This is a genomic window from Roseibium sp. AS2 (genome assembly GCF_038900065.1).
Classification (GTDB): Bacteria; Pseudomonadota; Alphaproteobacteria; order Rhizobiales; family Stappiaceae; genus Roseibium.
Genome location: NZ_JBBMQN010000001.1, coordinates 537,281 through 558,187, shown reverse-complemented (window position 1 = coordinate 558,187; position 20,907 = coordinate 537,281). Strand labels below are relative to the sequence as shown.

The following is a 20,907-nucleotide window of genomic DNA, read 5'->3' as shown; positions in this document are numbered from 1 at the left end:
GAACCTGATTGTTGGTGCACGGGCCGGCGGGGCCAGAGGCGAACATACTTGAAACGGGTGCAATGTGGCTATTATGACGGCGATCCGCCGCCTGGACCACAACGGCCGGCCAGAATATGCACTCTTGTATCCAGCGCGTTGTAATTGTGTAGTAATGCCAAGCGAAATGAATGGGAACCCGCCAAGGGGTTTTCATCGACAAATCAGAAGCGGGGAGCCCATGCAGACCCATCTCGTTTTCACGGTCATCGCCACGGATCGTCCGGGCCTCGTCGGACGGATGGCCGACATCATTGCGGCTGCGGGTGGCAACTGGATCGAGAGTTCCATGGCCCGTCTCGGCGGCGAGTTCGCCGGTATCGTGCGGATCGCAATCGAAGGAATGCACGCGGATGCGCTGGTCGGGGAGCTTCGCGCCCTGTCTGCCGACGGCATCGACATCACGCTGCGTTCCGACCAGGCGGGAGCGGAGCAATCAGGCGGATCGTCCGCCCGTCTTGACATGGTGTCGCAGGACCATCCGGGCATATTGCGCGACATCACCCGGGTCTTGAGCGCGCAAGGCGTCAGTATCGAGCATCTGGAGACCGAGGTGGTGTCCGGGTCGATGCAGGGCGAGGCGCTTTTCAAGGCTTCTGCCGACCTGCGGCTGCCTGCCGGGCTTCAGCCGGCGGCCCTGAGCGAGGCGCTGCAGGAAACGGCCGGCGACCTGATGGCGGATGTCACCCTGCTTGACTGAGCCGGGCGGCATTCAGGCCGCGACCGCCCAGTCCGCCGCGTCTTCCCGCGCGCCGATCAGTGCCAGGCCGTTGGCGACGGAGGTCAGCTCGTTACCGCCGGAGATCCGTTCCTGTCCGAAGCGTTCCGCGAACAGGCGCCGCACCGCCGGCACGAAGGAGGTGCCGCCGGTCAGGAACACCCGGTCAATGCCGGTGTCCTGCAGGCCGGCCTTGTCCAGCGTCGCGTCGAGCGCCTTGTTCATCTTGTAAAGATCCGGTGCGATCCAGCAGTCGAAATCCCGGCGCGAGACCGACGCTCTGAAGCCGGCGCCGAGGGGAGCAAAGCTGAGCTCCACCTCCTCTTGCGAGGACAGCCGCGCCTTGGTCTCCGAGACCGACTTGTAGAGCGGGTAGCCCTGATCCTCCTCGACCAGATCGATGAACAGCTCGATCTTCTCCGGTTCCAGGCTCCAGCGCAGCAGCTTCTTCATTTCCTTGAAGTCGTCCGAGGTCTTGAACACGGACAGCATGTGCCAGCGGGCGAAATTGGAAAAGAGATTGGGCGGGATTTCCAGTTGCTTGCCCATGCTCTGGTAACTGGATCCCTTGCCGAGTTTCGGCAGGATCACATTGTCGATGATGCGGTAGTCGAACGTGTCGCCGGCGATGCCGATGCCGCCACGCCCCAGCGGCGTCGCGCTCAGGTGACCGGCATGGGTCTCGAAGCGCATCACCGAATAGTCGGTTGTGCCGCCACCCAGGTCGGCGACGAGGATGGTCGTGTCCTGCGTCAGGGACTGGGCGAAGGAGAACGCCGCACCAACCGGTTCCATGACGAACAGGATGTCCTCGAAACCGGCTTTGGCGAACGCCTTGCGGTAACGTGCTATCGCGAGTTCCTCGTCCGGATTGTACCCGGCGAATTCGACCGGACGGCCGACCACGAGACGCACCGAGGCCGGGTCGAACGTGGTGCCCGCGCGCCTGAAGGCAAGCGTCAGGAACGTCGCCATCAGATCCTCGAAGTCCATGCGCTTGCCATAGATGCCGGTGCCCTGGAAGGCCCGGCTGGCCGCGAAACTCTTCAGGGACTGGATGAAGCGCACGTCGCCGGTGCTTTCCAGGAACTGCCTGATCGCCCAGGGCCCGACTTCCGGCTGCGCGGATCCGCTGGGCCGCCGGTCGAGGAAACTCAGGACCGTGGCCAGCGAGGTGAATCTGTCCTGGCCGTCGGCAAAACTCACCGGAACCGTCGCGTTCCCGCCGTCCGCGATCACGGCAACCGTGTTCGAGGTACCGAAATCAAGGCCAATCGTCTGGGGCATGAAAGCAGGTCTCCAAAAAACAACCGTCGAGGAATCTCGAGTTGCGACGGGCTGTCGTAGCAGGGGCGACATCTGAAAAAGAACAGCGGGCTGAGTAAGCGGGACACGCGGCAAAAAAAGGTGAAATTCTGAATTTCAGATCCAGGCAATAGCATTCCGCGGCATGCCGGGGTCAAAACCCATCAGGGCGGGGTCGGACACGGGCCGGTGACCAGCCACTGGACATCCAGCTCCCGCGCTTGGATTGGCCGCCGGAGCGTGCCGCAGGCGCACCCGATTGTGTTTTCAGACGAAATTGAAGTCGTCTGCTGCCAGCAATGCAAAGTTGAAGTTTTCAAGCAGGATCGAACCGCCGGAATAGCTGATCAGCGCATCTCCACCGCTGTCTATAATAACCATATCGCCGAAGGACGCGGCCCCGGCAGAAATTTCGATCAGGTCAATCGTGTCCTGAAAGTCCGTTACTGTGTCGTCGTAACCGGTTTCGTTGAATACAAATGTATCTGAACCACCTCCGCCGGTAAGGCGGTCATCGCCCTGGCCGCCGACAATAACGTTGGTCTCGCTGTCGCCGATGAGCGAATCGGCAAATCCGCTTCCCGTAATGTTTTCGACATCAATCAGGCGGTCGCCCTGCGCGTCACCACCGCTTTCGACGGTTGAATCGCTGATGTTGACGCTGACCGCCGAACTGGACGTGCTATAGTCAGCCGTATCTGTACCCGTGCCGCCCTCCAGGCGATCCGAGGAACTGCCTCCAGTCAAAGTGTCATTGCCGTTGCCGCCTCGCAATGTGTCGTTCCCGCCCCGGCCGGAGAGGGTGTCGTTGCCGTCACGACCCTCCAGAACGTTGTCATCATTCGAACCGATGAGCGTGTCATCGGACGTGGACGCCAAGATAGCCTCTATGCTGATCAATCGGTCGCCCTGCGCGTCGCCGCCATTTTCAACTTTACTGTCACCGAGGTTGACGGTAACGGCAACTGAGGAAGCGGAGTAGTCGGCATAGTCATAGCCGCTGCCACCGTCGAGGCGATCGGAAGATGCGCCACCGGAAAGGTAATCGTTACCGGTCAAGCCACGCAGAGTGTCATTTCCCAAGCCACCGAAAAAAGTGTTCGAACCGGAATCGCCGTCAAACATATCATTGAAGTTTGAGCCGTTGGCGCCCTCGATGCCGATAAGTTTGTCCCCTTGAGCCCAACCGCCGCTCTCGACTTTGTAGTCGCTCAGATGGATTGTGACACCGCTCGTGGATTGGGCGTAGTCGGCGACATCGTAACCGTTGCCACCTTCCAGCCGATCGCTGTCGGCACCCCCGCGCAGGAAGTCGTTGCCATCGCCTCCGCGCAGGGTGTCGTTGCCGTACCAACCATACAGCATGTCGTCACCGCCAGCGCCCTCTATCGTATTGGAAGACGAGGATCCGGTGATCACATCATTGTGGTGTGAACCGTAAACGCCTTCGATGCTGATCAGCCTGTCGCCTGCGGCGTCGCTGCCAGCTTCAACGCTGCTGCTGCTCAGATTGATGAGTACGCTGCCAGCTGCATTCAGATAGTCGGCAATGTCGAAGCCCGAACCGCCATCCAAACGGTCGGTCGAGGAACCGCCGCGAAGAATGTCGTTGCCGCTGTTGCCGAGCAGCGTGTCGTTGCCGGATAGCCCGTAAAGCATGTCGTTTCCAGACCGGCCGTCAAGCGTGTTGGCGTTTGAATCTCCGACGATTAGGTCGTTGTAGTTGGAACCGTCGACATATTCGACGCTGCTCAGTGTATCGCCTTGCGCGTGTCCGCCGCTCTCGGTGTGGACATCTCCCAAATTCAAAAGGATTCTGCTGTTGGATTGGCTGTAGTCGGCAGTGTCGTTTCCGGAGCCGCCGTTCAGCGAGTCAGACCCCAGACCGCCGAGCAACTGGTCATCACCGCCATTGCCGAGAAGGCTGTCGTTGCCACTTCCACCCGACAAAAGATTTGCGACACCGTTGCCAGTTAACGTGTCGTTGCCGCCACCAGAAGTCGCATTTTCAATGACTGTGCCGCGTGAAATGATCAAGTTGCCGGTATAACCGCGAACACTGGAAATGCTTTCAGCGTTCAGATTGATCGACTGTCTCCCGCCAAAGGAACTGAAATTGAGTGTATCGGTGCCGCCATCATCGACGATCGTGAAGCTGATGTAGCTGTTCAAAGAACTGACTTGCTGCATCAGGTCGCCGGAGTTTGCGCCGTCGCCATATACCGTGTTGCCGGTTCTTGTTGTGCCTGACGCGCCGTAAAGATTTCGTACGGCAATGATATCTGCGATTTGCGGAGATATCGCATAGACATAACTGGCGTTGACATAGGTGTTTTCGTTTTGGCTGAAATACGACATTACCGACGTTTGCCAGGAATCGTTGGCGTAGTGGTTGTCGATACCATATGTGGCCGAAACATTGTAGTTGCCACTGTGCCCGAGCCCCAGGGCGTGACCGATTTCGTGAATGTAGGTTTGGAAAGAATAGGTGTTCAGGCCTGAGCCGTAGTAGTCTATCCAGCTGGTGCCAACGTTCACAAAGCTATAAGTGATGTTCGCGCCGCTGAGAGAAGACCCGCTATAGGCGCGGTTGGCATCCGAGTCGCCGAATTCGATCTGAGCGCCTCCATTGGTGAACGAGAAATTCAGCCCCGTAGCATCCGACCAAAGTTCCAAAGCGTTGCGAGCCAGAGATTGTGCCGTAGAGGGAAGGACGGATATGTTCACCGATATCGTGCCTCCGACGCCAACGTTAAATGAGCGGTCCGAACCGCCCCAAAAAACATTGGTCAATTGGTAGGCGATCTGGTCGTTGTTGTAGACGGGAGTCGAGGCAGCAACCGGCACTTTTTCGGCCGATTCTACCTTGCTACAGGAAAACCCCGCGACAATGGGTAATTCTCTCGTGCGTCCGGTCGCATCGCAAAGTGTGCACATTTCAACAGCTCTGAAGTTGAAGACGATTGGTCCGTCTCTAACGGCTCGTTCTTGACAACACATAAAATATCGCGACTAAACATATCTGAAAAGAGCCTGCATCACAACTTTACGCTATTTCTCAACTGCCGCGCTTCAGTGTTTTTTGCAAGTTAGCTGGTCAACCAAATTTGTGCCGTTTCTCCTACAAGAAAAACGGCTTGTGCCGAGCGGTGACTGCTTCGATTGAGCCTCCATTCGTCGTTTGAATCCAAGGTGCGAGCCGGCATGAACTGCGTGAGTTGGGCGCGTCTGTTGGCCAATTGTGCCTGTGAGCAGTTGCGACATGGTGGCGCACAAAACTGCCGGAAGGCAACTGCGAACACCGTTTCAAAAGGTTCGGACAGGCCGGCTAGTTAGCTTTGACGGGTTCCGTCACATCGACAATTTGATCGTGCTGACAAGACTTGCAATTTTCGTCAAAAACTGGACAAGAGGGCCTGCAGCTTGCTGCCGACAGCAATTGCTCCGGTCGGCTCACAGCGGCTATCGCTGCGGCATTTTTTTAATTCGGAGAATTCAAGTGCAGTTTTCTAGGGTATTGGACAAATTTAAAAGATTTAGAAAACGTGGACTTGAGACGGTCGCTTTCAAGGCGGCGCCTTCGTTGGGACACGACGATCTGCTTTGCGTCGCCCTGCCGGACAACTTGGAACGATGTTTCAGTCAGCTCGCGGGCGTGAGCGGTCGAGTCATATTCTGTAGCATAAACACATTTCTGTCCGAGAAATCTCAGGCTTTCTTCGAGAATGCAGGCACGCTCATTGTCAGCGAGATGGTTGCGGGAGCGCTTTGCGACGAGATCGAGAGGCTCAGATCTCAAGGCACTGTTGTTCACATTGCCATCTGGTCGCCGTTGAACGATCACATCAGGCATATTGAACAATGCTCACCGGTGGATCATTGGTCGGGCCGGCTTGTCCGGGTTCCGGACGATGCGGAACTGAGATCATACCTTAAAGATTATCGGGTCGACGGAGAGGAGTTCCAAAATCGCCGCGACGGGGGATGCGATCTGGCGCGGGAAAAGGATATTTCCCTGAAGCTCAAGGATCTTGCGCAGCAAAAGGTGTCGCTGACATCCGGATTGGCTCGCTCTCACGTGCAAAGCTACCGTGATGTTCTTGCCGAATTTTTGCCGGTTGGCGAGGACTACGATCTGGTGGTCTTGTGCAGCGGAGCCAGGGGAGCCGACGCCGGGAACAGGCGTATTGAGATTGCAAAAGAGCTAAAAGCCAAAGACAGCGGTCGCAAACTGCTTTTCTTGCTCTATGGCGATTGGGAGATGAAAAGCCGGCTGGAGAGCCTCGGCTACGCCAGCGAGGGCGACCATTTCCTGTTTAGAAACGTACCGGCAAGTGCGTTGTTCGCGCACGTCGGAACTGTCTATAGTGATATCCCGCATATATGCGTGGAAGCTAGGCTGCATGGAAAGGCCGCTCAAAATCTTGATGATTTGACCGCAGCGCGTGAGGGCGCAGTCGACAGATCAGCTTGCTCAAGCGTTGAAACAACACCTTCCGAGACCTCGTTCGCCACGCAGATACTGAATCCGAAAACCTACTTCTTCGACTGCGCCGCCCAAGAGTTCGTCAGCCTCGAAACGACGCTGTCCCGGCTCGAAGAGCTCAATAAACTGCAGCCTCTTGACGATTTCCGCCAATTTGTCAGCGAGCGCGTGGCGCGGACCTGGTCAGAACGTGTGTTCGTGCTCGGACGAGCTGGTTATTTCGACCAGGCGGTCGAACTGGCGGCTTATTTGGCCCTCCATTATCCCGGCACCAATATTGGTCCTGGCTCTGTGCATTCGAAGACCATACTGCAATATCTCAACCAGGACTACGACGGTTTAAGCCGGAGCTTGTCGGTGCTCGACGATTTGTCGACCTTCGACCGCTACTTGCCGATCATTCTATATGCCCGTTTCCAGGCCGGCGAGTTCGACGAGATCCAAAATATTTCAAATGCCTATGTCCGGCACAAGGTTCTAAGGGTTCACAAGGATTCTTCGGTTAAGAACCTGAAAAGCTTGGAACGGACCCTGAACTGCATTTACGAACTTGATCAGCTGCTGTCGTCATATGGGCAGAGTTGCTTTAACCACGAGAGCCGTGTCGCTATCGCGCAATGCTTGACAGCGTTATTCACGAGCTGGAGCAAGTTGTGGGTTGCCGAACGCATTGCCACCCGTTCGGTTTCCCGCTCTGCGATCAAGCTTCTGCATCGTGAAGACTTTGATATTCCCGAAGATCTTGTAAAGATTTTTGTACAGAACAACAAGAATGCAATAATGTATCATGTCTCTTTGCTGAACCTCTTGAACAATAATGAGATCATCACTGCAGAAAACATGTCCGGGCGGCAGCGGATCATGGTCGATCTTGCTGAGCACACCGCGAAGGAATTTCTGCGTCAGGGCCTTGTCAGAAAGCTTGATCCGGTTTTCTGGGCAAATCTGATGTCCTTCATAGCCGTCGGTTACGATTGCCGGGCGATCCGGTCCGACCGCTTTTACGAGTTGGAAAAACGCCTTGAAAAGCACCTGACCGGCGGGCCGTCACGGGTTGAGGCGGGTTTTCTCTATTCGGGCATTGCTAAACTGATGAGCGGCTATATCAGGGCGCTGGAGCAGTTGTCGGTGTCCAATTCTCCAACGTCTGCACTGGCCTGCGATTTTCTGCAGGAAGTGTTGAAAATCGCCGAGAGTAGATTCAAGTCGAACACCCAAATTCAACAAGATCTGATCCGGGTTTATGCACGCTTGCGTAACCGGGAAGAAGTCGAAAGACGAGTCCAGTCGGCTGCGCGGAACGAGTTTTCGCTCAACGTTCACATCAAACGCATCTTCAGTGACCACCTGTTCGCCGAAGAGCGAATGTCGGAAGGCCTTGAGCAACTCGAGCAGTGCGAAATCCAGCTGAGGACGAATTTGCTGAAGCGGGCCGACAATCCGTCGTTCTTCAAGCAGATGAACGACTTGAGCCACGACCATGCCCGCAAGAGGTTTTACAGATCCAGCGCTGACCTGCTGTCCTCCTGTCCGCAACCCCGAGCGCCGAAAGGCGTGGTTTTCGTGCTGCCTTACGATGCGCAGAACACTCTTGCCATGGGTGTTCCGATGATGGGCGAACTGCGCAAAAAAGGATATGCGACTGTCTACCTGGGAACCGGGATCTTGCCGGAGGATCCGACCGGCATCGAAGGGATCGACAAGTATCACGGCATCATCAGCTACGATTACACGACACTCAGCGATGAGTCTTACTACGATCGAGCACTCAAGAACGAGTGGAAGATCGACTGGAAAAACAAGATACTGGAATGTGAAGGGGTCAACTACTTCCAGGGGGTTTTCGAGTATCTGGCTAACCGGTACCGCCGCTTTGACATCGACATCGAAAAAGCACCGATCTGGAAGTTTTTCTACACCCAGCTGCTGAAGTGCGACCGAGCGGTCACGATCTGCAAGGACATCCGGAACAATCCCGCACTAAAGGATCTACCGGTCCGGTTCATGGCGGTGTCGGCCCAGACATCGCCTTCCTATATCTACAAAGAGTTCTGTGCAGAAGTCGGTTACAGAGACGACATGCACTTAGTTTTCCATATCAACGGATACGAGAATTATTTCTCCAATCTGGGGACGAAAATTGCCTCCACGATGGGGGTTCGGGATATGACCGTGCGTCCGTTTATCCGTTCGCCACTCATCGTGCGTCGGGACATACTTGAATTTCCGGCGGACACCGCAGTTGAGAAGGAACGCCTCAAGTCGGTGCTGACGGCGGACCGGGTGGGCGTTGTTGGCCAGACACCTGTTGTGGCTGCTGTGGAGAAACGCATCCGCGAGCACCGGGCAAAGGGAGGCAAGGTTATTGTCTGCTACGGCAAGGTTCTCTGTGATCTGGGCGTGCCCTATGACGGCGGACCGGCGCACAGGGACATTCTCGATTGGGTGAACCACACTGTCGAATGCGCTCGCAAGAGCGAAGCGCTGGTTCTTATCAAGCCTCATCCGCATGAGGTGCGGCCCGAAATTGCTCGTCACCTGACGCAGACGCTGTTTGACGGCATTACCGGCGAGATTCCGGACAATGTCATTCTCCTGGGCCACGATTGGTTTAACAATTCCCGGCTCAAGGACATGATGGACGTTGCCATCTTGTGGAACGGTACGTCCTGCCTCGAAATGAGTGTTTGGGGTCTGCCGGTCGTCATTTGCGCGCATTTCGGCATGATTGATTACCCGGTCAACCTGATCACTCCGGAAAGCAGGGTCGACTATGAGCGGATGATCCGCGAGCCGGAGACCCTGCAACAGGACGCCGACAGCGCCGGCCTCGCGATTGACTACCTCCAGAAGATGGGCGGTGAGACAGTGTTTTCGCCTTACAGATACTGTCCACGCCCGGCCACCAACGACCCCGTCGGCCATTATTTCTGGATGCAGGAAGACATTCAAAGCTGGCAGGCCGGTTCAGACCCTTGGGTCGGGAAAATGGCTGATGAATATCTGCGTGGCTTCACGCCCGGCGAAAAGGGGGTGGCGACTGAAGAGGATTACCAACAGTACCGCGCCTTCAAACACGGACATGGTACCGCGATCTAGTCAAATTGCGCGAATGCGTTTGGAGGGGGCGCTGCAATATCGGCCGGGCGTACAGCACCTGGGCAGGCTGTGCTTGCATCGGGCGGAAATACCGCTTAGTTGAAACAAACTTTTCGGGGAACTGTCGGCTGGCTGCGCGATTGACGGTCAAGCTAGGATCACTTGGGTCAGCAAAAGACTGACACACAGGACATTTGTTATGAAACTTTTGGACACGACACTTCGCGACGGATCATACGTCATCAATTTTCAGTTTTCAGTGGACGATACACGCCAGATCGCCAAGGAACTGGATCTGGCCGGGATCGAATTCATTGAGGTTGGACACGGTGTTGGGCTCGGAGCGAGCCGAAAAGGTGAAGGTGTCGCACGTGAAACCGACGAAGCGTACATGACGGCAACGGCTGAGGCCGTCAAGAATGCGTCCTGGGGCATGTTCTGCATCCCGGGTATTGCCGAGATGTCTGATCTCGAGGCTGCTATTGAGCACAATATGGGATTTGTGCGGCTTGGTGTGTCCATCGACAGGGTTGACGCAGCCACGCCGTTTGTTGAGCGGGCGAAAGACGCCGGTCTTTTTGTTGCGGTCAACTTCATGAAAAGCTACACGCGCCCGCCGGCCGAGTTCGCGCAGGCCTGCGCAACGGCCGGTTCTTTTGGAGCCGACATCGCTTATCTGGTCGATTCCGCTGGTAACATGCTTCCTCAAACCGTTGAGGAATACATGAGGGCGACGAAGGACACGACCGATGTCGCACTCGGCTTTCATGCGCACAACAATCTTGGGATGGCGAATGCCAACGCCCTCAAGGCCATGGAGATGGGGGTCGAGATCATTGATGCCTCGTTGCAGGGTATGGGGCGTTGCACAGGCAACACCGTTACTGAACATTTTGTCGCAATACTCGACCGGATGGGGCGAAAACACAATTATGACCTCTTCCGCCTGATGGACACTTCGGAACTTTATGTACGGCCGTTTCTAACCCAGGTCGGCCTGGATTCTGTCGACCTGGCTTGCGGTCTCGCCGGCTTTCACTCCAGCTATATGTCGGTTGTCCGGGACGCCTGTATTGCACACAATGTCGACCCGCGTACATTGATCATGGATCTGTGCAAGCAGACCCGGGATGTTGCACCTGCGGACCTCGTCGACGACCTTGCCCGGAAGATTGCAGCGAAGGATACGGAAAACAATTACCGTCATCGCTTCCCGCTTCGGCAGTACTTCGGGCATGAGCAGGACTTTCTCTGAAAGGACTTGCCAACAAGATGTTGCGATCCTCATTTTTCGACAAGATCCGGACTGCGACCGAGCGTGAAATGGTCGTGTCACTGATTGACGACACGTCCGTGTCCGGAGTGCAGATGCTGCACGCTGCGGACCGGATTGCCGGGTATCTGACGGAGCTCGGCGCCGGGCCGCAAAGCCGTGTTCTTGCGGTGCTGCCCAACGGACTTGCGCTGCTGATGCTATATGTCAGTTGCCTTCGCCATCGGTTCATTGTCTGTCCGGTCAGTCCGGACAGTCCGAAGCAGGACGTTGACTACATCTGTTCTGTCTACCGGCCGGACGTGATCGTTGATCCCGTTGCTCTGGCAGCATGTCTGCGGAGAAGCCTTGAAGAAGCGCCTGTCGCTTTGTCGCATCCCGAAGGCGTTGTCTATGACGAACGTGATTTCTTCTCGGTGAATTTCACATCCGGTACAACGGGCCGGCCGAAGGGCGTGGCACATTTTGCCGAGCGGATTCTGGACAACGCCCAGTCCTTCAACAGTCGGCTTGGCTGCACAGAAAACCAGCGCATGATGCATGCCATGCCCATGTACTACATGGCAGGCCTTCTCAACACCATCTTGTGTCCGATCATGGCAGGCGGCGCGATCATTGTTGCACCGGCCTTGTTGCCGCGGACAGCCCTGTCCTTCTGGCGTCAGTTTGTTGACAACAGGGCGACAGCCTTCTGGCTGTCTCCAACGATGTTGCGCATGGTGATGAAGCTGGATCGTACCAAAGATTCCAAGAGTTACGCCGCCGCGGCCCTACAGCACGCGTTTGTCGGCACCGCGCCGATGTCACCGGCGCTCGGACAGGAGTTCTTGGACAGTTACCGTGTCAGGCCGTTGCAGAGCTATGGATTGTCGGAGTTGCTGCTGGTCTCTTGCGACGAGACAGGCTCTGGTGATCTTGGCGGTGTCGGCATGGCGCTCTCGGGGATTTCAATCCGCCTAGCGCAAGATCAGGAGCTGGAAATCCTTACGCCCTATCTCTTTGCGGGGTACCTGGACCCGGAGACGGGCGCGATTGACTTTGCAGACAGGCGGCAGCCGTTCAAGTCCGGTGACCTGGCCGAAATCGACGCGCAGTCCCGATTGCGAATTACCGGCCGGAAAAAGGACCTCATCGTCGTCGGCGGCATAAATGTCAGTCCGGCCGCGATCGAGGAACGTCTCCAGTCCATCGAGGGTGTCACGGAGATCGCGGTCGTTGGCGAGAGCGATGACATTTACGGTGAAGTTCCGGTGGCTTTCGTGCAGATGGAATCCACCGCGATCGAAGCTGAGGTGATCGAAAAGCTTCGCGCGGGCGCCAGGGACGGGTTGCCGATGGCAAGCCGCCCCGCAAGATTCTATACGGTCGACAAGATGCCGACCGGTCCGACCGGCAAGGTGCAGAAGCGACTCCTGAACCGGCCTGCCACGTCATGATCGTCGGGGTGGATCATATCGCGTTGGCGTGTGCCGATCTTGAAGTTGGACAGCGTGCGCTAGAAGAATTGGGGCTGACTGAACGTTTTGCAGACCGCGATGTCCGGAATGCGCTGCAGAAGCGGGATCTCCTGCACGACTACGGGCCGCTGCACGACATTGCCGTCTATGACCCCCAGTCTGGAACGGCAATAGAACTCACTGCTCATAATGTGGCGCGAAAGTCCGCTCAGAACGGCTTTACCCCAGTTCTTGACGTGAACGTGGAGGCCAAGGGCGAGCAAGGCGGTGGCGAGCTCGACTGCGTGGCCGCCGCATATGGCGATGGATACGGACTGTATCGGTTTCCCGATCTGGACACTTACTGCTATCTACGTCCTGGAGGCGAGACCAGCAGTTTGCGAGCCGGCGTCTTCACCGTTGCTGGTTTCGACGCGAGCCTTGGCTTTTTCACAGCGGGTCTGTCGGGAAAAATCGACCGGCAGGGCGCCACCTCCGGGCGACGCTGGGCCACAGTCAAACTTCCGGGGCTCATGCCCAAATGGCGCCTGGAGCTGCTAGTCGTCGAAGACCTGGCGTGCCTTGAGCGAACGAGGCTGTTGGACGACGCCGGCTGGCCTTGCCTTGCCTGTCTGACCACGTCGATCGAAGCGGATGCAGAAAAACTGAGACAAGCCTCTGCGGATCGGGTCGGCGAGATCTTTGACTTGAAAGTCAATGGCAAGGCATTGCGAATTCTTCTTGCTACCGGACCGAACGGCGAACTGGTAGAGCTTATCGAAATTTCGAAGAAATAGGATCACAGATATGTCTGAAGTGGTGGATCTGACACTCACATTGCGCGAAGGAATGACGACGTTCCCGGTCTATTGGCATCCGCTGGTGGAGATCAGCCAGCTTGGCCGTCTACACTATGAAAAGCGTGAAACCCGAAAGCTTGTGCTCGGCACCCACACGGGCACCCACATGGATGCGCCGCGGCATTTCATTGTCGGTGGGAAGACCATCGACGAACTGGATCCGGCACTGTTCGTCGGCGACTGTGTCCTGCTGAACATGACGGACTTCAGCCCGTTCACCGAGGTTTGCAAAGCCGATATGGAACAGCGCTTGGCCGGCCGCACGCCGCAGCGTCTCATGCTACGTTTTGACTGGTCCGATCATATCAATTCTACAGAATACTACACAGACCATCCGTTCCTTTCGGAAGAGTGTGCGCAGTATCTGGTCGAAATCGGCGTCAAGGTGCTGGCGATGGATACACCGATGCCGGACAATCCGAAGAACGGCCGAAATTCAGACAATGATTCTCCTAATCACTACATCCTGCTGGGCAAAGATGTGATCCTCGTGGAATATGTCACCAATCTTCGAGCCCTCGGTGATGTCGAATCATTCGAACTCATTGTTCTGCCACTTAAAATCCACGAGGGCGACGGCGCTCCCGTACGTTGTCTTGGAAGACTTGGCTAAATGGAGCAGCAGATGGAAACTGGAGCACAGGAGCGCACAGTTGAACTGGCCTGGCTGATCAACTGGTTCCGCGAGCAGAATCCCATGCTTGCGTCGCTGACGGACCAGGAAATGGAAGCAGCAGATTTTTTTGCGGCAGAGTATATCGATTCCTTTGGCGTCATCATGCTAATCGAGGCCGCCGAACAGGAATTCGGCATTTCGTTCGATGAAGATGATTTCCAGAACAGGGCGTTTGCAAGGGTGATCGGCCTTGCGGGCCTCATCCGGGACAAGCAGGCGGCATGAGTGCTCCCTATACAGCAGAACAACTTGTCGAAGCCGTTTCACGTTGCGGCATCAAGTCAGGTGACGTGATCTTCGTTCATTCTAATGTTGGCTATTCCGGCAGGATGGTGGGCGTGAAATCGCTTGGTGATCTGTGCGGCAGGACCGTCAGGGCACTTCTTGAGGTCATCGGGCCGGAAGGGACGCTCGTGGTTCCGACCTTCAGCTACTCCTTTGGCTCCGACAAGCCTGAACGCCGTTTCGACCCCGCTGTAACGCCCTCCTCATGCGGCGCTCTTTCTGAATATGTGCGCAAGATGCCGGATGCCGTGAGGTCACTGGAACCCATGTTCTCTGTCGCTGCCATTGGCGCAATGAAGGATGACCTGACGCGCAACGTATCGAATGACTGTTTCGGTGCAGGCAGCTTTTGGGAGCGGTTTCTGGCTGCGGACGGCAAGGTCTGCAATCTCAATTTCGATGCCGGATCGACGTTTATTCACTATGTCGAGCGCAAGCTGAACACGCCCTACCGGCAGGACCGGATCATGTCTGGTGAGCTTTGGGACGGTTCCGGCTGGCAGCCTGCCGAGTTTGTTTTCTTTTGCCGTGACATGAACGATCCGAGCGCGGCTGCGCGGTTCGAGCTGTTTGACAAACTGGCTCGCGAAGCAGAAATCGTTGCAACGCAACCGGTTGGGCGAGGCAGTGCGGTCGTCATCAGTGCACGGGATACGCAAGACTTTGTCCACCGCCAGATCACCAGGACACCCGATTTTTTGACCCTGCGCGGAATGCCTACTTGACAGGTCCCGGCTAATACGGGATGCACACGTCGCCCGCGATCATCCATAGAGAAGTAAATTTCAATGTATCGTATTTTTGACGCCGAACACTCTGCCAAGTTCGAAGATGCAACAATTCTTGTCACCGGGGGCACGGGGTCCTTTGGCAAACAGTTCGTTAAGACCGTTCTGCAGAACCAAAATCCGCACAAGATCATCGTTTTTTCCCGCGACGAGCTGAAACAGTTTGATTTCAACATGGAGCTTCAGGCGCTTTTCCCGCCGGAAAAACTCCGCGCTGTCCGGTTTTTCATTGGCGACGTACGCGACCAGGCTCGGCTTCAGTTTGCCATGCGCGAAGTGGACTACGTGGTCCATGCCGCAGCCCTGAAACAGGTGCCGGCCGCCGAATACAATCCTCAGGAGTGTGTACGCACCAACATCCAGGGTGCTGAGAACGTGGTGTCCGCGGCTTTGGCAAACCGGGTTAAGCAAGTTGTCGCGCTGTCAACCGACAAGGCTGCCAACCCGATCAATCTTTACGGTGCCACCAAACTCGCCTCGGACAAGATTTTCGTCGCGGCCAATAACTTCAGCGGCAACATCGGCACCCGCTTCTCGGTTGTTCGTTACGGCAATGTCGTCGGGTCGCGCGGATCGGTCGTACCGTTCTTCCGTAACCTTCTCGATCGCGGTGTCACAGAGCTGCCGATCACGGATGATCGCATGACCCGATTCTGGATTACACTGGAACAGGGTGTCGCTTTTGTGATGTCTTCCTTCGCCTTGATGCGCGGCGGAGAGATCTTTATTCCGAAGATCCCGAGCATGAAGATCACTGATCTCGCTTCAGTGCTCGCACCTGGCCTGCCGCACAAGGTTGTCGGCATCCGTCCGGGTGAGAAGCTGCATGAGATCATGATCTCGGAAGACGATTCCTACGTCACTGTCGAGTTCCCGGACCGGTACGCCATTGAGCCTGCTTTCAACGAATTCAATCGGGAAAGTTTCCTTGATCTGGCTCATGTGAAACGCGTTGGCGACCGCTTCTCCTATACCAGCGACAACAATTCGGAGTGGCTTGATGGTGCCGGTCTCGAGGACCTGCTGAGCAAAAGCAGCGTCTGAGATATCCTGCTGCCATCGTAGTATCCTGAGCGCGAGGCTTGGTGAATGGCTGAATTCCTGCCTTATGGTCGTCAGACGATTGACGACGACGATATTTCCGCTGTGTGCGATGTCCTGCGAGGCGATTTTCTGACGTCAGGGCCGGCGGTTGCCGGCTTCGAGGCGGGGCTGTCTCAAGTTTTTGGCGACTCGCATGTCGTTGCCTCGGCAAACGGCACGACGGCGCTGCATCTGTCGATGCTGGCGCTCGGTGTGGGGCCCGGCGATGTCTGCATCGTTCCCTCGGTCACGTTTCTCGCCACCGCGAATGTAGTGCGCTATGTCGGTGCCGATGTGATCTTTTCTGATGTTTGCGCCGACACCGGCGTGATGCGGGCGCAGGATCTGGAAGATGCGCTGCAAAGGGCTGCGGGCCGCCCGGTCAAGGCTATTCTGCCGGTGCATCTTGGCGGACACGTTGCTCCGATGGAACAATTGGCCGGGATAGTCGCGGCCTTTCCGCAGAACAAGGTGCCGGCAATCGTCGAAGATGCCTGTCACGCAATCGGAAGCCGGTACACTACCTCCGAAGGCGAGTTCACGGTGGGCGACTGCCGTCACTCGACGATGGCGAATTTTTCGTTTCACCCGGTCAAGACGATCGCCTGCGGCGAGGGCGGCGCAACGTCCACGCGTGACCCGGAGCTGGCAAAGGTGCTTGCGGAACTGCGTTCGCATGGCATGGTGCGGGATGCTGGCCGGTTCCAGAACAAGGATCTTGGATTTGACGGGGAAGACGCCAATCCCTGGTTCTACGAGATGCATGCGATCGGCTACAATTTCCGGATTACCGACATGCAGGCCGCGCTTGGAGCGAGCCAGTTGAAAAAACTGCCGGAATTTGTCGCCCGGCGCCAGACGCTGGTGGCCCGCTACAACGAACTCCTCCAAGATTGTGGTCCCCTGATCGAACCAAATGCTGCTCTTGCAGGCAGTACGCCGGCTCAGCATCTTTACGCCGCCCGCATAGACTTTGAAGCTGCCGGGCGGTCACGCCGTCAGGTTATGGCCGCCATGCGCGATGCGGGAATCGGGACGCAGGTTCATTACATCCCCGTTCATACCCAGCCCTATTACAAGGCGCTGTATGGAGAACATGTGCTTTCGGGGGCTGACAGGTTCTATGCCAGAACCCTGTCGCTGCCGCTCTTTCCGGCGATGGAACCCGGCGACGTTGACCGTGTCGTGGGCGCCTTGAAAAAAGCCGTTGGCGTGAATTCATGAACAGCGGATCGCATGTGCGAACCGTTGCGATAGTGCAGGCCCGCATGGGCTCTAGCCGCTTGCCCGGCAAGGTGATGATGCGTCTGGGGCCAAAAACCGTGCTGGCCCACTGCCTGGACAGGTGTAAGGCCATATCGAATGTGGACGAGGTGGTCTGTGCAACCGTGGACACACCGGATTGCGATCCGATTGCCGATGAGGCCGAACGGCTCGGCTGTTCGGTCTTTCGGGGGAACGAAACAGACGTTCTCGCGCGCTATGTCGGAGCTGCCCGGGCCGCAGAGGCAGATGTGGTGCTGCGTGTGACGTCGGATTGTCCCGTCATCGATCCACAGGTCTGCGCGGAAGTTGTCTACGCCCTGATCCAGTACCAGGCGGATTTTGCGACCAACAACGCCCCACCGAGCTTCCCTCATGGCATGGATGTGGAAGTTGTCCGAACGTGGGCGCTTGAGGCCGCCTGGGATAACAACCCGACCACGCATGAACGGGAACACGTCATGCCCGCTGTACGCGGAAATCCGGGTCTCAAGAAACTGAACGTACATGCCGCCAGCATGCCGGGTGCGGAGAATTTGCGCTGGACGCTCGACACACCGCAAGATCTGGAATTCTTTGAGCTTCTGATGAAGGTCGTGCCGGATCTCCCGGATCGCAGATGGCGGGAGCTGGTGGATATCTGCCGTGCGTCACCGGAACTGTTGCGGCATAGCCCGCATGCTGACCAAGACACGCGTCAGCGTGTTTTTGAAGGATTTGAACAGATCGCTTATCAGGCCCGAGCCTGAAACAAACGGAAACCAGGGACACGGGGTCAATGACCAGTCGGGTAGGGTTTAGGGTTGATGCGGCAGTGATGCTGGGCGGCGGCCACGTAATGCGCTGCCTCACGCTGGCCCGCACCTTCCGTGACCTGGGTCACATCTGTACCTTCCTGTGCTCTGAAGAAACGCTTGAAGTCATTCCCGAGGACCTTTGGGATGGGTTCAACGTTCGCACGATTGCGTCGCTGAACTCATATGAAACGGATGAGCGATATGATCTGCTGGTGATCGACCACTACGGCATTGCAGAACCGGAAGAACGGAAATGGCGGAGCCAGGCCGGAACGCTGATGGTAATCGATGACTTGGCGGATCGCCGCCATGACTGCGATCTGCTTTTAGATCAGACCTACGAAGTCAAGGCCGCGGACTATGAGGCACTGGTGCCTGCCAATTGCCGCATGCTGCTGGGCACAAACTATGCGCTCCTGCGCGAGGAGTTCGCGGCGCATCGTCCGGCTTCACTGGAACGACGGATGGACCGCCCGATCGGTGGCAGGGTGCTGGTGTCCCTTGGCATGACCGATGTCGATGGGATTGCTGGGCGGGTTTGCACTCTTCTGAAGAATATCGGCAATCTCCGCAAAGTCGATGTGGTCCTGGACCGCAAGGCGGCAAGCCATGCCCAGATCCGGGACATCTGCGCCAGTGACGGCCGGTTCCAGATTCACTGCGACGTGCGCAACATGGCCGAGTTGATGCTGTTGGCGGATGTTGCAATCGGTGCCGGTGGAACCACGACCTGGGAGCGCTGCGCCATGGGGGTACCTTCCATTGTCTTGGTCCTTGCGGACAACCAGACCAAGATTGCCGACCTGATGAACAAGGCCGGCGCTATCGGGCTTCTCGGTGATGTACGCAAGGATACCGATTTGCAGCTGTCAGACCGGATGACGCAGTTCCTGTCCAATGCCGAACAGCTGCGCGCTTTCGGCAAAAGGAGTGCAGCTCTGTGCGATGGTGCTGGTGCCCGGCGGGTTGTTGAAGACGTGCTGCAGCTTGTTGCGATGAGGAAAGGGATCAACGGATATGTCTGAGGCATGGTGGACGCATAAGCGAACCGTTTCCGTCGTGACCGATACGGAGGGATGGTTCGATCCTTTCGCGCAGGATCTGGTCGAGAAGGCCCGTGAAAACGGCGATACCGCGCAGTTTGTGCGCGACCCGGATCAGACACCGGAAGGGGAGGTGGCCTTCTACCTGAGCTGTCTGAAACTGACACCGGATGCGGTCCTTGCCCGCAACAGGATCAATCTGGTGGTGCATGCCAGTGCGCTGCCGGAGGGGCGTGGGTTCTCGCCGATTGTCTGGCAAGTCCTGGAAGGTCTGAACGACATTCCGCTCTCCCTGTTCGAGATGGACGGTACCGCCGATACCGGCCCGATCGTGAAACAGAGCACGATCACCTTCAAGGGTCACGAACTCAACGACGAAATCCGGGATGCGCTCGGTCGTTGTGTTGTTGACATCTGCATGGATTACTTAAAGGCGGAAACGCGGCCGGTTGCCGTCGCCCAGTCGGGCGATCCCACCTGGTATCGCAGACGCAAGCCGGCTGACAGTGAACTAGACCCGCATAAATCGATTGCCGAGCAGTTTCAGCTGTTGCGGGTGGTGGACAATGAACGATATCCGGCATTCTTTACCATCAATGGTCATAGATACACTTTGAAGATCGCAAAAGCGGATTAATCGCGTCATTCAGTTGGAGGTTACCAGTCATGACACAGCAGAAAGAGGCACGGTGTATTGAGATCGACGGCCGCAAGATCGGCCCGGCTCATCCGCCCTACATCATCGCCGAAATGTCGGGCAACCATAACCGGGACATCACCCGTGCGTTCCGCCTGATCGATGCCGCCAAGGAAGCCGGCGCAGACGCAGTCAAGCTGCAGACCTATACGGCCGATACCATCACGATTGACCATGATGGACCGGGGTTCACCCTGCAAGGCGGACTGTGGGACGGCCGCAAGCTTTATGAGCTTTATCAGGAAGCCAACACCCCTTGGGAATGGCACAAGCAGCTGTTCGACTACGCCAAGTCCGTCGGCATTACGATTTTTTCCTCACCGTTTGACTTTACGGCGATTGATTTCCTGGAAGAGCTTGGAGCACCGGCCTACAAGATCGCCTCGTTTGAGGCCATGGACATTCCATTGGTCAAGAAGGCTGCCAGCACAGGCAAACCGGTGATCATCTCCATTGGCGTGTCCAGCCTGGCCGAGGCGGCCGAGACCGTCGATGCGGTGCGCGCAACCGGGCATGACGACATCTGCCTCCTGCATTGTGTCAGCGCCTATCCGAGCAAACCCGAAGACGCCAATCTCGCGACCGTTCCACATCTCGGTGCCGCATTTGATGTCGTTGTTGGTCTGTCCGACCATTCTCCCGGCACCGCGCTGCCGTCTGCGGCGGTCGCGCTTGGCGCCTGTGTGATTGAAAAGCACTTCACGCTTGCGCGCGCGGATGGGGGACCGGATTCCGCGTTTTCCCTCGAACCTGACGAGTTGAAGCGCCTGGTGGAGGATACGCGTGCTGCCTGGGCTGCAAAGGGCAGCGTCAACTATGGCATAAAGGGATCGGACGAAGCAAAGATGGGCATGCTGCGCCGTTCGCTTTACATCGTCAAAGACATTGCCGCCGGTGAACCTCTCACGGAGGCCAACGTCAGGTCGATCCGTCCTGGCTACGGTCTGAACCCGAAGTATCTGCCCGACGTTCTGGCCAGAACCGCAAGGCGCGAGCTGAAGCGCGGCGAGCCTCTCGCCTGGGATCTGCTGGGTTAACGACAGCACCTTGGAATAGGAC

Annotated in this window: 16 protein-coding genes; 14 read left to right on the top strand and 2 right to left on the bottom strand. The window is 56.9% G+C overall.

Annotated features, from left to right (window positions below):
• The first annotated feature begins 220 nt into the window (after window positions 1-220).
• Complete coding sequence (locus WNZ15_RS02545) at window positions 221-739, top strand: ACT domain-containing protein (RefSeq protein ID WP_342891361.1); 519 nt, start codon at window positions 221-223, stop codon at window positions 737-739.
• Between the two features lie 12 nt (window positions 740-751).
• Here WNZ15_RS02545 and WNZ15_RS02540 read toward each other — a convergent pair whose 3' ends face one another.
• On the bottom strand, window positions 752-2,044 hold the full coding sequence (locus WNZ15_RS02540; protein WP_342891360.1) for an Hsp70 family protein: 1,293 nt from the start codon (window positions 2,042-2,044) through the stop codon (window positions 752-754).
• A 285-nt stretch (window positions 2,045-2,329) separates the two neighbouring features.
• A complete protein-coding gene (locus WNZ15_RS02535; RefSeq protein ID WP_342891359.1) occupies window positions 2,330-4,999 on the bottom strand; it encodes a M10 family metallopeptidase in 2,670 nt (889 codons plus the stop codon).
• 325 nt (window positions 5,000-5,324) lie between these two features.
• Between WNZ15_RS02535 and WNZ15_RS02530 the strand changes: the two genes are divergently transcribed.
• The 13 genes from WNZ15_RS02530 (at window position 5,325) to pseI (ending at window position 20,885) form a co-directional block, all read left to right on the top strand.
• Window positions 5,325-9,647, top strand: a complete 4,323-nt coding sequence (locus WNZ15_RS02530) for a hypothetical protein (protein WP_342891358.1) — start codon at window positions 5,325-5,327, stop codon at window positions 9,645-9,647.
• 199 nt (window positions 9,648-9,846) lie between these two features.
• Window positions 9,847-10,902: a 4-hydroxy-2-oxovalerate aldolase gene (locus WNZ15_RS02525; RefSeq protein ID WP_342891357.1), complete on the top strand. Its 1,056-nt coding sequence runs from the start codon at window positions 9,847-9,849 to the stop codon at window positions 10,900-10,902.
• A gap of 17 nt (window positions 10,903-10,919) precedes the next feature.
• Window positions 10,920-12,356, top strand: a complete 1,437-nt coding sequence (locus WNZ15_RS02520) for a class I adenylate-forming enzyme family protein (protein WP_342891356.1) — start codon at window positions 10,920-10,922, stop codon at window positions 12,354-12,356.
• Window positions 12,353-13,153 (top strand): hypothetical protein, encoded by an 801-nt coding sequence (locus WNZ15_RS02515; protein ID WP_342891355.1) that lies wholly within the window; start codon window positions 12,353-12,355, stop codon window positions 13,151-13,153. Before WNZ15_RS02520 ends, WNZ15_RS02515 begins: the two co-directional genes overlap by 4 nt.
• A gap of 10 nt (window positions 13,154-13,163) precedes the next feature.
• Window positions 13,164-13,829 (top strand): cyclase family protein, encoded by a 666-nt coding sequence (locus WNZ15_RS02510; RefSeq protein ID WP_342891354.1) that lies wholly within the window; start codon window positions 13,164-13,166, stop codon window positions 13,827-13,829.
• Window positions 13,830-14,117 carry a phosphopantetheine-binding protein gene (locus WNZ15_RS02505; protein WP_342891353.1) on the top strand — a complete coding sequence of 96 codons (288 nt, stop codon included), beginning with the start codon at window positions 13,830-13,832 and terminating at the stop codon, window positions 14,115-14,117.
• Entirely contained in the window at window positions 14,114-14,902 is a 789-nt protein-coding gene (locus WNZ15_RS02500) for an AAC(3) family N-acetyltransferase (RefSeq protein ID WP_342891352.1), read from the top strand. The genes WNZ15_RS02505 and WNZ15_RS02500 overlap by 4 nt, the downstream gene beginning before the upstream one ends.
• Window positions 14,903-14,965: 63 nt before the next feature.
• On the top strand, window positions 14,966-16,009 hold the full coding sequence (pseB, locus tag WNZ15_RS02495) for a UDP-N-acetylglucosamine 4,6-dehydratase (inverting) (protein WP_342891351.1): 1,044 nt from the start codon (window positions 14,966-14,968) through the stop codon (window positions 16,007-16,009).
• A gap of 45 nt (window positions 16,010-16,054) precedes the next feature.
• Window positions 16,055-17,272, top strand: coding sequence for a UDP-4-amino-4,6-dideoxy-N-acetyl-beta-L-altrosamine transaminase (gene pseC, locus WNZ15_RS02490; protein ID WP_342891350.1), 1,218 nt, complete (start codon window positions 16,055-16,057; stop codon window positions 17,270-17,272).
• Window positions 17,269-18,060 (top strand): glycosyltransferase family protein, encoded by a 792-nt coding sequence (locus WNZ15_RS02485; RefSeq protein ID WP_342891349.1) that lies wholly within the window; start codon window positions 17,269-17,271, stop codon window positions 18,058-18,060. Before pseC ends, WNZ15_RS02485 begins: the two co-directional genes overlap by 4 nt.
• Before the next feature lie 29 nt (window positions 18,061-18,089).
• Window positions 18,090-19,133, top strand: a complete 1,044-nt coding sequence (gene pseG / locus WNZ15_RS02480; protein ID WP_342891348.1) for a UDP-2,4-diacetamido-2,4,6-trideoxy-beta-L-altropyranose hydrolase — start codon at window positions 18,090-18,092, stop codon at window positions 19,131-19,133.
• Window positions 19,126-19,788, top strand: a complete 663-nt coding sequence (locus tag WNZ15_RS02475) for a formyltransferase family protein (RefSeq protein ID WP_342891347.1) — start codon at window positions 19,126-19,128, stop codon at window positions 19,786-19,788. The genes pseG and WNZ15_RS02475 overlap by 8 nt, the downstream gene beginning before the upstream one ends.
• A gap of 29 nt (window positions 19,789-19,817) precedes the next feature.
• Entirely contained in the window at window positions 19,818-20,885 is a 1,068-nt protein-coding gene (gene pseI, locus WNZ15_RS02470; protein WP_342891346.1) for a pseudaminic acid synthase, read from the top strand.
• Window positions 20,886-20,907: the final 22 nt, after the last annotated feature.

What these genes read in the sequence shown, in the direction of transcription:
- WNZ15_RS02535 (WP_342891359.1), bottom strand. Translation starts at nt 4,999, where the DNA reads ATGTGCACACTTTGCGATGCGACCGGACGCACGAGAGAATTACCCATT.
- pseG (WP_342891348.1), top strand. Translation starts at nt 18,090, where the DNA reads ATGACCAGTCGGGTAGGGTTTAGGGTTGATGCGGCAGTGATGCTGGGC.
- WNZ15_RS02505 (WP_342891353.1), top strand. Translation starts at nt 13,830, where the DNA reads ATGGAGCAGCAGATGGAAACTGGAGCACAGGAGCGCACAGTTGAACTG.
- WNZ15_RS02475 (WP_342891347.1), top strand. Translation starts at nt 19,126, where the DNA reads ATGTCTGAGGCATGGTGGACGCATAAGCGAACCGTTTCCGTCGTGACC.
- WNZ15_RS02500 (WP_342891352.1), top strand. Translation starts at nt 14,114, where the DNA reads ATGAGTGCTCCCTATACAGCAGAACAACTTGTCGAAGCCGTTTCACGT.
- WNZ15_RS02485 (WP_342891349.1), top strand. Translation starts at nt 17,269, where the DNA reads ATGAACAGCGGATCGCATGTGCGAACCGTTGCGATAGTGCAGGCCCGC.
- pseI (WP_342891346.1), top strand. Translation starts at nt 19,818, where the DNA reads ATGACACAGCAGAAAGAGGCACGGTGTATTGAGATCGACGGCCGCAAG.
- WNZ15_RS02530 (WP_342891358.1), top strand. Translation starts at nt 5,325, where the DNA reads ATGGTGGCGCACAAAACTGCCGGAAGGCAACTGCGAACACCGTTTCAA.
- WNZ15_RS02510 (WP_342891354.1), top strand. Translation starts at nt 13,164, where the DNA reads ATGTCTGAAGTGGTGGATCTGACACTCACATTGCGCGAAGGAATGACG.
- pseB (WP_342891351.1), top strand. Translation starts at nt 14,966, where the DNA reads ATGTATCGTATTTTTGACGCCGAACACTCTGCCAAGTTCGAAGATGCA.
- WNZ15_RS02515 (WP_342891355.1), top strand. Translation starts at nt 12,353, where the DNA reads ATGATCGTCGGGGTGGATCATATCGCGTTGGCGTGTGCCGATCTTGAA.
- WNZ15_RS02545 (WP_342891361.1), top strand. Translation starts at nt 221, where the DNA reads ATGCAGACCCATCTCGTTTTCACGGTCATCGCCACGGATCGTCCGGGC.
- WNZ15_RS02540 (WP_342891360.1), bottom strand. Translation starts at nt 2,044, where the DNA reads ATGCCCCAGACGATTGGCCTTGATTTCGGTACCTCGAACACGGTTGCC.
- pseC (WP_342891350.1), top strand. Translation starts at nt 16,055, where the DNA reads ATGGCTGAATTCCTGCCTTATGGTCGTCAGACGATTGACGACGACGAT.
- WNZ15_RS02520 (WP_342891356.1), top strand. Translation starts at nt 10,920, where the DNA reads ATGTTGCGATCCTCATTTTTCGACAAGATCCGGACTGCGACCGAGCGT.
- WNZ15_RS02525 (WP_342891357.1), top strand. Translation starts at nt 9,847, where the DNA reads ATGAAACTTTTGGACACGACACTTCGCGACGGATCATACGTCATCAAT.